The sequence below is a fragment of the Paenibacillus sp. 01L418 genome, assembly GCF_056400045.1.
In genome coordinates this window covers 1-12,389 of record NZ_JBFTSN010000171.1, presented here as the reverse complement: position 1 = coordinate 12,389, position 12,389 = coordinate 1, and the positions used below count along the sequence as shown (strand labels likewise).

General features: G+C 38.4%; 16 protein-coding genes. 12 read left to right on the top strand and 4 right to left on the bottom strand.

Annotated features, from left to right (window positions below; translation table 11 throughout):
* Nucleotides 1-28 precede the first annotated feature (28 nt).
* The 9 genes from AC1DSE_RS19535 (at nt 29) to AC1DSE_RS19495 (ending at nt 6,830) form a co-directional block, all read left to right on the top strand.
* Entirely contained in the window at nt 29-724 is a 696-nt protein-coding gene (locus AC1DSE_RS19535) for a MerC domain-containing protein (RefSeq protein ID WP_477512311.1), read from the top strand.
* A 201-nt stretch (nt 725-925) separates the two neighbouring features.
* Nucleotides 926-1,321, top strand: coding sequence for a MerR family transcriptional regulator (locus tag AC1DSE_RS19530; RefSeq protein WP_441884600.1), 396 nt, complete (start codon nt 926-928; stop codon nt 1,319-1,321).
* Between the two features lie 3 nt (nt 1,322-1,324).
* On the top strand, nt 1,325-2,152 hold the full coding sequence (locus tag AC1DSE_RS19525) for an NmrA family NAD(P)-binding protein (RefSeq protein ID WP_477512310.1): 828 nt from the start codon (nt 1,325-1,327) through the stop codon (nt 2,150-2,152).
* Between the two features lie 196 nt (nt 2,153-2,348).
* The gene (locus AC1DSE_RS19520) at nt 2,349-2,570 is read left to right on the top strand and encodes a DUF7660 family protein (protein WP_441884604.1); all 222 of its coding nucleotides are present in this window, start codon (nt 2,349-2,351) and stop codon (nt 2,568-2,570) included.
* Between the two features lie 559 nt (nt 2,571-3,129).
* Complete coding sequence (locus AC1DSE_RS19515) at nt 3,130-3,588, top strand: hypothetical protein (protein ID WP_477528056.1); 459 nt, start codon at nt 3,130-3,132, stop codon at nt 3,586-3,588.
* Between the two features lie 170 nt (nt 3,589-3,758).
* Nucleotides 3,759-4,556, top strand: coding sequence for a GNAT family N-acetyltransferase (locus AC1DSE_RS19510; protein ID WP_477528055.1), 798 nt, complete (start codon nt 3,759-3,761; stop codon nt 4,554-4,556).
* Nucleotides 4,557-4,749: 193 nt separating this feature from the next.
* Entirely contained in the window at nt 4,750-5,049 is a 300-nt protein-coding gene (locus AC1DSE_RS19505) for a hypothetical protein (RefSeq protein ID WP_339208368.1), read from the top strand.
* A 193-nt stretch (nt 5,050-5,242) separates the two neighbouring features.
* The gene (locus AC1DSE_RS19500) at nt 5,243-5,830 is read left to right on the top strand and encodes a GNAT family N-acetyltransferase (RefSeq protein ID WP_477512309.1); all 588 of its coding nucleotides are present in this window, start codon (nt 5,243-5,245) and stop codon (nt 5,828-5,830) included.
* A 106-nt stretch (nt 5,831-5,936) separates the two neighbouring features.
* On the top strand, nt 5,937-6,830 hold the full coding sequence (locus tag AC1DSE_RS19495) for an aminoglycoside phosphotransferase family protein (RefSeq protein ID WP_477512308.1): 894 nt from the start codon (nt 5,937-5,939) through the stop codon (nt 6,828-6,830).
* Nucleotides 6,831-7,025: 195 nt separating this feature from the next.
* Here the strand turns inward: AC1DSE_RS19495 and AC1DSE_RS19490 are convergent, their stop codons facing one another.
* The 4 genes from AC1DSE_RS19490 to AC1DSE_RS19475 are packed head-to-tail and all read right to left on the bottom strand — an operon-like array spanning nt 7,026 to nt 9,115.
* Nucleotides 7,026-7,601, bottom strand: a complete 576-nt coding sequence (locus AC1DSE_RS19490) for an MFS transporter (RefSeq protein ID WP_477512307.1) — start codon at nt 7,599-7,601, stop codon at nt 7,026-7,028.
* 20 nt (nt 7,602-7,621) lie between these two features.
* Nucleotides 7,622-7,945: an MFS transporter gene (locus tag AC1DSE_RS19485; RefSeq protein WP_477512306.1), complete on the bottom strand. Its 324-nt coding sequence runs from the start codon at nt 7,943-7,945 to the stop codon at nt 7,622-7,624.
* The gene (locus AC1DSE_RS19480; protein ID WP_477512305.1) at nt 7,932-8,231 is read right to left on the bottom strand and encodes a hypothetical protein; all 300 of its coding nucleotides are present in this window, start codon (nt 8,229-8,231) and stop codon (nt 7,932-7,934) included. The genes AC1DSE_RS19485 and AC1DSE_RS19480 overlap by 14 nt, the downstream gene beginning before the upstream one ends.
* 32 nt (nt 8,232-8,263) lie before the next feature.
* Complete coding sequence (locus AC1DSE_RS19475) at nt 8,264-9,115, bottom strand: aldo/keto reductase (protein ID WP_477528054.1); 852 nt, start codon at nt 9,113-9,115, stop codon at nt 8,264-8,266.
* A 231-nt stretch (nt 9,116-9,346) separates the two neighbouring features.
* Between AC1DSE_RS19475 and AC1DSE_RS19470 the strand changes: the two genes are divergently transcribed.
* The 3 genes from AC1DSE_RS19470 to AC1DSE_RS19460 all read left to right on the top strand — a co-directional run.
* Entirely contained in the window at nt 9,347-10,240 is an 894-nt protein-coding gene (locus AC1DSE_RS19470) for an AraC family transcriptional regulator (protein ID WP_477512303.1), read from the top strand.
* 240 nt (nt 10,241-10,480) lie between these two features.
* Nucleotides 10,481-11,086, top strand: a complete 606-nt coding sequence (locus AC1DSE_RS19465; RefSeq protein WP_477512328.1) for a CatB-related O-acetyltransferase — start codon at nt 10,481-10,483, stop codon at nt 11,084-11,086.
* 177 nt (nt 11,087-11,263) lie between these two features.
* On the top strand, nt 11,264-12,389 hold a 1,126-nt coding region (locus tag AC1DSE_RS19460; RefSeq protein ID WP_477528053.1), incomplete at its 3' end, for a hypothetical protein.

Sequence of the window (12,389 nt, the reverse complement as noted above, 5' to 3'; positions counted from 1 at the left end):
GTATAACCATGAGGGGTGAGTAAAATACATGTATATAATCTCGGCTGTATTGTATTTCCTGACGCATCACCCGTTCTGGTCATTGTTGATAATCTTATTTTTCAGCTTTGCCATGGGGATCTTCTTATCGATATGGCGTAATCATGGAAAATGGTTTTTCATACTGCCGTCTTTGGGGCTTCTGGCAGCAATTCTCAACATTTTTATCACGCATTATCTAAACTCATTATTTCTTAACGCAGTTGGAACGGAAAGTACTGCAATCATTGTTTACGCAGAGGAAACTAACTCCCTTTACAATGATCAATATGTTTGGAAGTACGAAGCGGTCCTCAAAACCTCCGAGGGGCAAGATATGGAGGCGAGTTTCACTACCATGTCCGCCAGTATTTATCCGCTGCGTAATGCCATTCTTATTCCGCCTAAGGATGAAGTTTTCGTCGCCAAGTATGTTCCAGGTTTCGAACGTAATCTCCTCATCATGAGCGATAAGTCAGAATACGGGAAGAAATGGATAATCAATAAGGATTTGAAACCGATTATAAAAGCTGAAGCCAAGCTTGCAACAAACTCCGGCAACTCAAAATTCATTTCGCAATACCGCCAAGCGCTTCAAGCGTTCATCGAAAAACACCGCAATGGGCCAGATTCAGCCCTAATTCGTCAGTATGAGCAAAAACTCGAAGTACTTGAGGCGATGGAACGTGAGAGACAATCTGAATAGTATTGAAGGGTTCTAATTATTTTTATAACAAGGCTGGCTACGGATATATTGGTTGTTGAGATAACGGGATACAATAGTTGAAATATAAAAAATGTGAGCAGACACTGTGGTGGCCTGCTCATTTTATTAAAAGGGACTTGACTATAACACTAGTGTCATACTTTATGATGAACTAAGAATACAAAGAAAGGAGGTTGAGCTATGAAAATGAAAATAAGTCAAATAGCGAAACAGACCGGCACTAGTATTCGATCCTTAAGACATTACGAGAAAAAAGGGTTGATAACCGCTTCTCGTCTCGACAATAATTATCGCGAATTTGATGATTCTATTGTCGAAGTCATTCATACGATTCAACTCTATCTTAATTTAGGACTTACAACGGATCAGATAAAAGATATTATGTATTGCCAATATCCCGATAACGACGAATTCGGCGAAAAAGATGAGTATTGTGATGAATTACTTCAAATCTATGAAACAAAACTGGATGAAGTTATTCGACAACAGAATGTTTTAGCAGATGCGGAATTAAGCTTGAAAAAGCAAATCAATTTAATGAAAAACCACCAAGATAAAAGAAATCAAGGAGGCTGAGCCATGACGGTTTTAGTAACAGGAGCAACCGGAAATGTGGGTCGCTATATCGTTGAAGAACTCGTCCGAACAGGTCATAATGTGCGTGCGTTGACGCGTAACCCGGCAAAAGCAAATTTCCCCAAAGAGGTTGAGGTCGTATATGGCGATCTTGCTTCTCCAGAGTCTCTTGTGCCCGTGCTGAAGGGCGTTACAAGCATGCACTTAATCACTTTTAACAGTGAAGGTTTTGGCCCGCTGCAGACTGGACCCGAAATTGTTGAACTGGCCAAGAAAGCTGGAGTAGAACGAGTCACAGTATTGTGGAGCGGTGTGAACGGACCCGTGGAGCAGGCCGTGGAAGCGAGCGGCTTGGAGTGGACCTTTCTCCAGCCGCCTCCAGAGTTTATGTCCAATACACTTATCTGGGCAGAGTCCATTCGCTCGGAAGGCATTGTGAAGGAGCCGTTTGCTGATTCTTTGGATGCGATGATTCACCCGGCCGACATCGCTAGTGTCGCTGCAACCGCACTGACCAATACCGGTCATGCAGGTAAAATCTATACGYTGACTGGACCTGAAGTGTTAACGATACCAGAAAAGGTTCGCACGATCAGTACTGCAATCGGGAAGGATATCCAATTCGTCGTGCTCACCGAAGAGCAAGCGCGCGAACGCATGCGGAATATGGGAGCTCAAGAGGATGTTATTAACTTTGTAATAGGCTGGCATGCCAACCCTCCTAAATCTGCGTATACAGTGGTTCCTACCGTCGAACAGGTCACTGGCCGCCCAGCACGCACCTTTGCCCAGTGGGTGTCTGAGCATGTGCAATATTTTAAAAATCAATAATTTGAGATGTTACAAAGCAGCAACTATAACGGAATGAGAAGATATTTTATTAGAGAGAACTTCTCTGCAGGGTACTGCGGGGAAGTTTTTTTGCTTATTCTTGTTTTTTACTGTCGGGCAGTATGGTTCCAATATGTGTTAAAATTGGGTAACAAAAAAATAAAACTAACAATTTTTCCTGAGGTGATTCAGTACAATGAGCTTAAACCCTTATGAGGTAAAAACAAAAGAGGATATGCTTCATTTTGTAGCTTCTTTAATGAGCGATTTGGATACAAATAAAAATGATTGGGAAAATCCGAATTTGGAATCATTTTTAGAAGGGATGAAGGCGTGGCTTGAAGATTCAGGGACTAATCTTGAGCCAGATTGGCGTACTTTCGCAATTATTCTCTCTGCCGGAAAATCCTACGAGTGATGATTATTTATTAGTCCAATTTTGATAGATTAATTTACTTTGAGAGCACCTTAATGCAATGATCACAAACTTTTTAAATAAGACGTTATAATGGAAGGAAATTTAATACGTATCACTATACTCCCACATCGGCAGCTAGTTCCTTGATCCATATGATGGATCAGTCTGTTATGCATGAACAAAATCATATATTGTAAAATAAGGTAAAGATATATTTGGAGGAAAACAATTTGACTTTTGAACTGGTTATGATTATTGTTTTATTTCTTTTAAATATTCCAATATATAAATTTCTGTTCCGTATTTTCTTTGTGGATGAAAATGATTATAACGAATCTATTCGGCATACGTTCACTCCTAACATAATCTCATTTTTTAGAGGGGAATACTGGAAGGATAGAATTAACACAGCGAGACTTCAGTTTTTTATACTTTTTTGCATAGGAATAGTTGTGTTGGAATACATCGTTTTGAATAAGCTAATCGATGTTTTTCGTTAGCTTGATTGAACGATCAACAATTGTAAATTGTTCACTTTCCATATTTGGAGGCGATTACTGTGGCTATCGGAGATTATCAGTTTATTCTATTTCCATTTGGAAATGAACCAACCGTTACTGAAGATGGGATGGAGTTTGTTGGGCAGAATAATTTCGACTTTGTTCAAACAGTAGAATTACTCAAAAACTCAGCTTATATAAAGAATGAACCAACTTTGAAATCTTGGAATTCATTTAATGATGCGTGTTATTTTCTCTATGATGAGGGGATATACAAAGTTGAGATCGAACTAAATACAGGAACCGAATCAGAAAAGGCTGAAGAGATATCTGTCAGAACTAATGTTTATAATGGAGAGGGTAGTGTAACAGAAGCATTACGAATATGTAGGTTGTTATGCGCTTCCTTGAATTTGAATTGCTGGAGCATGAAACTTCGTAAACTAGTTGATTTGAATAATGAAGATGATATGAAATCTACAATAAATCATTTTAATAAGMTAAGAAATAAGGACTAGCTCCCTAAAATTTGTTTAACTAACAGGAAACATTAGTTAAATAACATAAATTGATGATCAGGCGCTTCAATGGCCTGCTAATTTTATTAATCTAATGGGTAGATCAAAAAATTAATGGTAACTGAATCTATGATCGAAAAATAATGAAAGCATATTTAATGAGGTGGGTTATGCTCGAGTTGAGTAGGAACGAATTTACTAAAGTATTACCGATGTTTTCAAAAATCCAAAACAAAGCAGTCTTTGCCTTTTCTGTAATTGAACATGTGCAAAATGGAAGGATATTTGTAAACAGTAGATTATATCCGTCTGCTGCTTTTCTTACAAGTTGCGGTGGATTTTATTGTTTAGTTGGTAATGCCTCAGATTGCAGATTTAATGATGCTGTAGCGAACTTTCTAAATCATAAGGACAACCACATTGGGTTCTATGCACTGGCGATGTTCACAGACGAATGGGAAAGAGCTTTCCAGAAATATCAACTAGAACATGCAAATAAAATAAAACGTACTTATTTCCGATTTAATGATCAAAAGTTTATTGAAAATAGTAAAGACATACATATAAACATCGATGAAGGACTGCAATATGAAGCGCTAAACGATGATATCTCGAATAGATATCGCGAGGATTTCTACACATACTATAAGCTAGTGTGGGATTCCAACGAGCATTTTAATGAGCGCGGCATCGGACATTTTATTACAAAAGAGAATAAAATCATAAGCGTTTGTTCATCTCCTTACGTTGGCAGAGGTTTTGCTGAGATTGATATTATTACAATTGAGGAACATAAATGTAGAGGGCTCGCGACAAAAGTTGGTATCGAGTTTATCAATGAATGTCGGAGTAAAAGACTACTACCAAACTGGAGTTGTCATTCAGATAATCAAGCATCGATATCTCTTGCCAATAAACTTGGATTTGATCAAATCGCAGAGCATCCGATGTATTGGTATAGCATGTAGCGTGGCGAGAACCCATTGACGTACGGAGCGCTTTGAMAGCGAGGACATCTCAGATATTTAAAGGTTGGCAGCATGATCAATATAGGGAAAAGAAATTGTAGAATATTTTGAGATTAGTCTCCATAGTATAGAAAGGAAATTTTATATTCTACAAACTTGCTTCGTTAAACTTGTTATTGGACGGTGACGAGATATGAAAAAAAGGTATTTATTAATAATGGTACTAATGACTTTTACTGTTCTTTCATTAACGGGTTGTGTACCTGGAGATGGCGTGAATAATGCTCAAAATCCTGCAGGTTTTTTCTGGGGGATATGGCATGGCTGGGTTGCTCCTATTTCAATTATTATTGGCATTTTCAATCACGATATTAGAGTATATGAAATTTACAACTCTGGCTGGTGGTATGATATAGGTTTTTACATTGCTGTCATCAGTGGCTTTGGGGGAATATCACTTTCTCGACGAAAAAAAGTAAAACGAGAAGAATAGCTGTTTGTATAATTAGGTCGTTAATCTAACAGATATGGTGATTGAATAGCATAGAAGAATGAGCAGGCACTGCGGTGGCCTGTTTTTTTTTATTAAGCTAACGGGCAAAATAGTTATAACCGAAAATTACTAACTACGCATTGAATTTACTAGTTATAATTATAACAATTAATCATTATGTGGAGGTGTATCTGTGCAAGAAATAGACTACAGCACTTACTTTTGGCAAGACGAAGCTATACGATTGCGGGGAATTTCACTAGAAGATTGGGAAAGCTGTTATGTAAGTGGATATGACACTCCTGCGCGTCGATTGTTAGAATGTACAATAGAATTGCCGCCTACAATTTCTGAAGCAAAAAGATTTGTTGAGGAAAATACGGACTTTTCATCAACGAACAGTAGAATTATGTTTACCATTGAAGACCTGAATGGTGTAAGTGTAGGCGGTATTAATTTAAATAGCATTGACGAGAGGAATGGAACATTCAGCATAGGCATCGTGATTGATAAACCCTACCGAGGTAAAGGATATGGAACCAGGGCAGTACACATGCTCCTAAGATATGCTTTCTTCGAGCGTAGACTAAATAAATTCAATGATTATGTTCTTGAAGGAAATGAGCCATCGGCTAGTATGCTTAGAAAAGTAGGGTGTGTTCAAGAAGGAATCAGGCGTCAAGTGTTTTACATAAACGGAAAATATCATGATTCCATCTTGTTCGGTTTAACGAAGGATGAGTATGTAAATTTTCTTCACAAGGACCATCAAAATACATAGCCTGGTTAAGCTAACGGAAGAATAGAGATTGATAAACATGTTAGTGCACTTATTTAAAAATAAAATTTAAACTCCTAAAAAATTTGAAATGTTAGAGAGGTAATTAATGAAAAATATAAATGTTGATGTTGTTGTAAAATTAATAAATGAACAATTCCCAGAATGGTCTGAGTTAGAAATCAGACCTGTAAAATTTAGTGGGAATGATAATAGAACTTTTCATTTAGGTGAACATATGAGTATAAGATTGCCAAGTGCAGTATCCTATGCACCTCAAGTGGAGAAAGAGCAAAAGTGGCTGCCATTGTTATCAAAAAAACTTTCTTTACCCATTTCCATGCCAATAGCTAAGGGGAATCCTAGTGAAGAATATCCTTGGCCATGGTCAATCAACAAATGGTTGGAAGGAGAGACATTGTCTCAGGAAAATTTAAATGATCTTAACCAATTGGCAATAGACTTGGGTTCTTTTTTAATTGAATTACAATCCATTGATGCTAGTGAAGGTCCGTTAGCTGGGGAGCATAATTTCTATAGAGGCGGATCTATAGCTGTATACGATGGAGAGTCAAGATATGCAATTGAGAATAATAAAGATGTTTTTAATGAACAGGTATTAAAAGAAATTTGGGAATCGGCCCTTGATTCTAAATGGGAAATGGAGCCGGTTTGGGTCCATGGTGATATTGCACCAGGAAATATACTCATTCAAGACGGAAAACTTTATGCAGTCATTGATTTCGGTATATTGGGAGTTGGTGATCCCGCTTGTGATGCTGCAATGGCTTGGACATTTTTTGATGAAGAGAGTAGAAAGATATTCAAAAGTGTATTAAATATGGATGAAGGAACTTGGAACCGAGCAAGAGGATGGGCGTTATGGAAGGCGTTAATAACCTACAATGGTAATAAAAATACTAACAAAGCTATTGCAGACGAATCATATAAAATTATTAATATAATCGTAGACGACTTCGAATCAGAGAAAATTAAAAAATAACTTTAACTGCCGTTTAACAGAGACTTTGTTTTTCGTCCTAGATTTTCTTTTAAATGATTTGTACATGAGTAAGAATTACAATGAGCAGGCGCTGCGGTGGCCCGCTCATTTTATTTAATTAACAGGCAAGCTAGTTCAATTGAGCAGCGTTATGAGTTATAAGGACCGACGTCAAAACAGTACAAGCTATAGGTCTCAAATGGATAATCGAATTTCTTCTCCTACTTCTGATTTTGTTCGCCATAACAAGACTAATGATAAAATCACAATCACCAGACAAATCCAATACACCGATCGAAATCCTGTAAACTGGGCAATGATACCACTGCCGAGCGTTCCTGCCAGCCTACCAATAGTGGAGGCGTTGGTATATAGCGTTGTAGCTACTCCCGGTGAATCAGGCATCATATTCGTGAAATAGCTAAGTCCATTGCCCATTACGATTGCCACAAACGTTGCCTGCATAAGCTGCGCTATAATCAGTTGAATCGGATCGTTCGAAACACCTAAGGTGACGAAATAGAAAATAGCAATAATGCTGCCAAACATTAAAAGAGTATGATTTGATATCTTTCTACCATACGCACCTAAGATCAGCATAATGGGAATTTCAAGGCCGGCACAAATACCGACCACTAATCCAACATCCGTATGCGTGCCTTGAAGCTCGTTCACAATAAAGAGCGGCGTATTGATTAAATTCATCGCGTTAACCGTGAACAGAAAAATAAAAGCGATAAACGGCAGCCTGATCTGCCTGTTAATGAGCAAAGAGGTACCTACTGTGTTGCTCAACCCATTTTTTTTGGATTTGCTTTCCGGCTTGAAAGAAACAGGAATATAAGAGATGCTGTCGTAAGATAGATGGCGGATGTCACCAGAAAGAGACCGCTATACCCAATCGCCGCCAAAAGGAGAGTCCCTGCCAATGGTCCGATTAGAAAGCCTAGAGAGATCAGAGAACGTAATGCAGACATCGCTAACGTTTTGTCGTCGGATTTGCTTTCATTGGCAGATTCCTGTGCATAAGCATAAATTTGCGGTATGGAGGCAGCACCAAATCCACTCAATATACTGACCAAAATCAGCAGAATAAAGAAGTTATCGAATGTCAAATACGCAGCATACACCAAAGCAGACGAAAGCATTGCTGCAATCAATATCCATTTTCGGTCTAGACCGCATCGGACGTTTGGCAATGAGCGTGTTCACCAAGATACCGCTTAACGAACTTACTGCCATGAACACGCCGAATGCCCCGGTAGTCATCCCTAAATCTTCTGTGAAATACAGAGCTAGATAAGGAGTTGTAATCGATATTCCGATTCCGATCATCAGCATGCAGATGACTAATAAACGGTATCCTTTAATTTCGAACAATTTCTTTAATCGTGCGTGCAATCTTTAATCCTCCTTCTTCCCACCCAGGATAGCTAGATATCAAGTTTCCTGGTGCCGATCCATTTCACCATTTCAGGATCCCGATGTGAAAAGAACTGGCTCTGTTTCGTATCTAATGCAGCAATTGACTCCATATCTTTAGGGTCCAATTCGAAATCAAAGATATTGAAGTTTTCGACAATTCTTTCTTTACGAGCCGACTTTGGAATGACAACGACTTCTCTTAGTGTTAGCCAACGCAAAACAACCTGAGCAACGGATTTATTATGCTTTTCGGCTATAGCTACCAATAATTCATTTTGAAACAAGTTATTTTTCCCTTCAGCAAATGGCGCCCAAGACTCGATCTGAACATTGTTCTCTTTCATGAAGGCTGCATTTTCGATTTGCTGGTTGAAAGGGTGTGTTTCCACTTGGTTTACGGCAGGAACAACTTCATTATGAATAATCAAATCTATTAGCCGATCCTCATGAAAGTTACTTACGCCAATTGCACGGACCTTTCCTTCACGATAGAGCTCCTCCATAGCGCGCCAAGAGCCATGCACATCGCCAAAGGGCTGATGAATTAAATACAAATCCAGATAATCAAGCTGCAATCTTGTTAGTGATCGTTCAAATGCCCTCTTTGTGCGCTCATAACCTGTATCCTGTACCCAAAGCTTTGTAGTGATAAATAACTCTTCTCTTGTTATGCCACTCCGTTTTATTGCTCTACCCACCGCTTCCTCATTTAAATAAGAGGCAGCCGTATCAATCAGGCGATAACCTGCTTTAATAGCTTCATGAACGCTTTCTTCACATTCATTTGCATCTGGAATCTGAAAAACACCAAAACCGAGAGTAGGCATTTCAACACCATTGTTTAGAATTACTTTTTGCACGGTAAGACCTCCATTATTTAGTGTGTAAGTGCAGGGAGCTAAAAATTAGCAAATTCCTTATCAAATGATTCGTTGTATATTTACCGATTACAACCTTATTATGCACTGGATTAAAAAGAGACAGTTATCCCATTCGTATCAAATGTTTGCCTAATCCTCTCACTACCGCTTATGTAACAAATGCATATGGTCTATAATTGAACTATAAAAATAACGTCGTTGGAGGGGCCAATGTCTGAGATAATTATGAAACAGCAGAATGAACTCGCCGAAATCATTAAGCGTTATTCTGGAAAAGACGGTGTGCATCCTACCGCTATTCCATCCTTATTTTTCATCCATATCTCAAATGTTAATGTACCCAGGCATGGAGTATACAAACCTTCCTTATGTATAGTTGTCCAAGGTGCGAAGGAAGTATGGCTGGCGGAGGAGTGCTATAGATACAGTCCTGCTGAGTATCTTGTTGCAACTGTTCACTTGCCGGTCACAGCCCAAGTTACTGAAGCGTCTCCCGACGCGCCGTATCTGGGTTTTAAACTTGAATTTACACCAAGCCAAATCTTAGAGGTTCTACATGAGTCTGAAAATCAAGTGAACTCGAAAGTTGATCCAAAGCGGGCAATGTTTGTCAGCCAGATGGAATCGACTTTGTTGGATGCGGTCCTCAGGTTAGCTCGTATGTTAGATAATCCTAAAGATATTCCGGTTCTTGCTCCATTAATTACGAAGGAGATTCTGTATAGGGTGCTGGAAGGTGAGAATGGAAATGTTTTAAAACAAATTGTAATGGAGGGCAGCTCAATCCACCAAATTAGAGAGGTTATTGAGCAGATCATGAATCATTATGATCGCAGTTTCCGGATTGAAGAGCTTGCCGAAATAGCGAATATGAGTGTCTCCTCGTTTCATAGGCATTTTAAAGAAGTAACGGCTATGAGCCCAATTCAGTTCCAAAAACAGCTGAGACTGCAGGAAGCTCGTCGCCTGCTTTTAAACGAGTTAACAGATGCCACTGATGTCGCATTTCGAGTAGGCTATGAAAGCCCCTCGCAATTCAGTCGAGAGTATTCGCGAATGTTTGGCTTTCCTCCAAGACAGGATATAAAGCGGCAGAAAGCTTAAAAGGTTAGAAATAAATCCGAAACCAGATAGGTAAGGAAATACTTAGAAAGTAGACATAAGCCAACTTTTTTCTTTTTTTGGTATTTTATTGATTAGTAACCGCTGTGGCTATTAAACTAACTGAAGGATCAAATGAAAAATAAAATGTTAATAAAAAAGAGAATATTGTTGGTGAAGTTAAAAAATATATTTTAGGAGTGTCGCTAATTGATAGGTCCAGATATAAAAAGTGTTTTCCCAATGAAGGATATCAGAAGCTTATGTTTTCTTAAAAATATAGTGGTTAATCCAAATATTGAAGTTGGAGATTACACCTATTATGACGATAATAATGATCCGTTAGGCTTTGAGAAAAACGTTCTTTATCATTTTGATTTTATCGGTGATAAGCTGAAAATCGGAAAATTTTGCGCTATAGCATCAAACGTCAAATTTATTATGAATGGTGGGAATCATAATACAAACTCGTTTACAACCTTTCCTTTTGGGGCATTTGGAGGAGAGTGGGAAGCCGGCCTAAAGAATCTAAGTGGTGGTTTCAAAGGGGATACAGTTATAGGGAACGATGTTTGGATAGGCTATAATGCTACAATTATGCCGGGGATTCATATTGGTGATGGTGCGATAATCGCAACTAACGCAGTTGTAACTAAAGATGTTCTGTCTTATTCCATTGTTGGAGGTAACCCAGCAAAATTAATCCGTTATAGATTTGACGAGGAGACTATTGATATTCTCAATACTTTGAAGTGGTGGAACTGGGATGTTGAAAAAATAACTGAATATATTCCAATTTTGACAAGCAATAAGACGGATGATTTAAAAGAACTACTGAAGTCATTATAAAAAAGGTATTATGCTAACAAGGTAAGATAGTTGGACAAATAAGGAGCAGTTTGCTATGGCGACTRCTTCCTTTTTCATTAAGTAAGCTGGAAGTTAACGCAATTGTCAGGAAAGAATCGTGGACCGTTTCACGTATTTTAAATGTATATATTTTGAAGAAACAGAGGTCTGTTCATAATGATAACCGCAAAAACGGAAAAAGATATTAAAATTGACCCTGATTACTTACAGTCACTATTACGGCGAGTTGTAGCTTCTCAAAATTTACAGTTATTATCGTGGAATTGCAATCCTCTTGGAAAAAACAAGGAAGAAAGTTCGGTTTATAGGATATCTTGTATAGCTCTGGACAATGATAGAAAGCAAAATTATACAATGATACTCAAGATATTAAAACCTGATCCTATGCGTAATCAAGTCAATCACTACTACTACTGGAAACGCGAAGCTCTGGTTTATCGTTCAGTGATTCTGAATCAATTGCCACTTGGTATAAGGGCTCCCTTATGCTATACAGTAGAAGAGCATCCGGATGAAAATGTCTCGATATGGCTCGAGGATATAGCTATTGAAAATGTCCAAAGCGAATGGTCATTCAAGCACATGTGTAAAATATCCTACTTACTTGGAAAATACAATGGCGCATACATAACAGGGACACCTCTCCCAACTGAATCTTTTTTATGCCACAATTGGATGCGTTCTTGGGTGGAGGTGTGTGCTGCTTATGCTAAACCCATTGAGGAGCAAAAAGTTATTTGGGATTCTTACTTGATTGATTTTAATGGTAAGAGCTCTATGTGGGAGCTTTATCGTATCAATAGAGACCGAGTAAACAGCTTGCTGGAGACATTAGAATTACTGCCTCGTGTATTTGCCCATCAAGACGTACACTGGGATAACATTTTTATAGAGCAACTGAATGGAAATGATTCATTAATAGCGATTGATTGGCAGTTTGCAAGTATTTCAGGTGTAGGGGAAGAGCTTGGTCGAATGTTTGGATATGCGTTATTAAAAAAGAAAGTTCCAGTTAACAAGGTAGCAGAGTATAAGGAAGAATTATTTCTAAACTATATGCAAGGACTCAGGGATGAGGGATGGGACGGGGATTTCACGCTTGCCCGTTTCGGTTTTACTGCGAGCGCATCGCTTAGGTTTATCATGGTTATTGATAAGATGCTTAGTAACTTAGAAGTAGACGATAAAACAAAGCAAAAAGAAAAATCAAGTCATCTGTTGTTAGTCACTCAGGCACTGCTTGATTTGGCAGAAGAGTCTTGGAACCTAAGAAGTCAAATAC

Excerpts from the sequence above, each read along its gene's own strand:
- AC1DSE_RS19495 (WP_477512308.1), top strand. The coding sequence starts at position 5,937 with ATGAAAAATATAAATGTTGATGTTGTTGTAAAATTAATAAATGAACAA.
- AC1DSE_RS19470 (WP_477512303.1), top strand. The coding sequence starts at position 9,347 with ATGTCTGAGATAATTATGAAACAGCAGAATGAACTCGCCGAAATCATT.
- AC1DSE_RS19505 (WP_339208368.1), top strand. The coding sequence starts at position 4,750 with ATGAAAAAAAGGTATTTATTAATAATGGTACTAATGACTTTTACTGTT.
- AC1DSE_RS19510 (WP_477528055.1), top strand. The coding sequence starts at position 3,759 with ATGCTCGAGTTGAGTAGGAACGAATTTACTAAAGTATTACCGATGTTT.
- AC1DSE_RS19535 (WP_477512311.1), top strand. The coding sequence starts at position 29 with ATGTATATAATCTCGGCTGTATTGTATTTCCTGACGCATCACCCGTTC.
- AC1DSE_RS19530 (WP_441884600.1), top strand. The coding sequence starts at position 926 with ATGAAAATGAAAATAAGTCAAATAGCGAAACAGACCGGCACTAGTATT.
- AC1DSE_RS19465 (WP_477512328.1), top strand. The coding sequence starts at position 10,481 with ATGAAGGATATCAGAAGCTTATGTTTTCTTAAAAATATAGTGGTTAAT.
- AC1DSE_RS19520 (WP_441884604.1), top strand. The coding sequence starts at position 2,349 with ATGAGCTTAAACCCTTATGAGGTAAAAACAAAAGAGGATATGCTTCAT.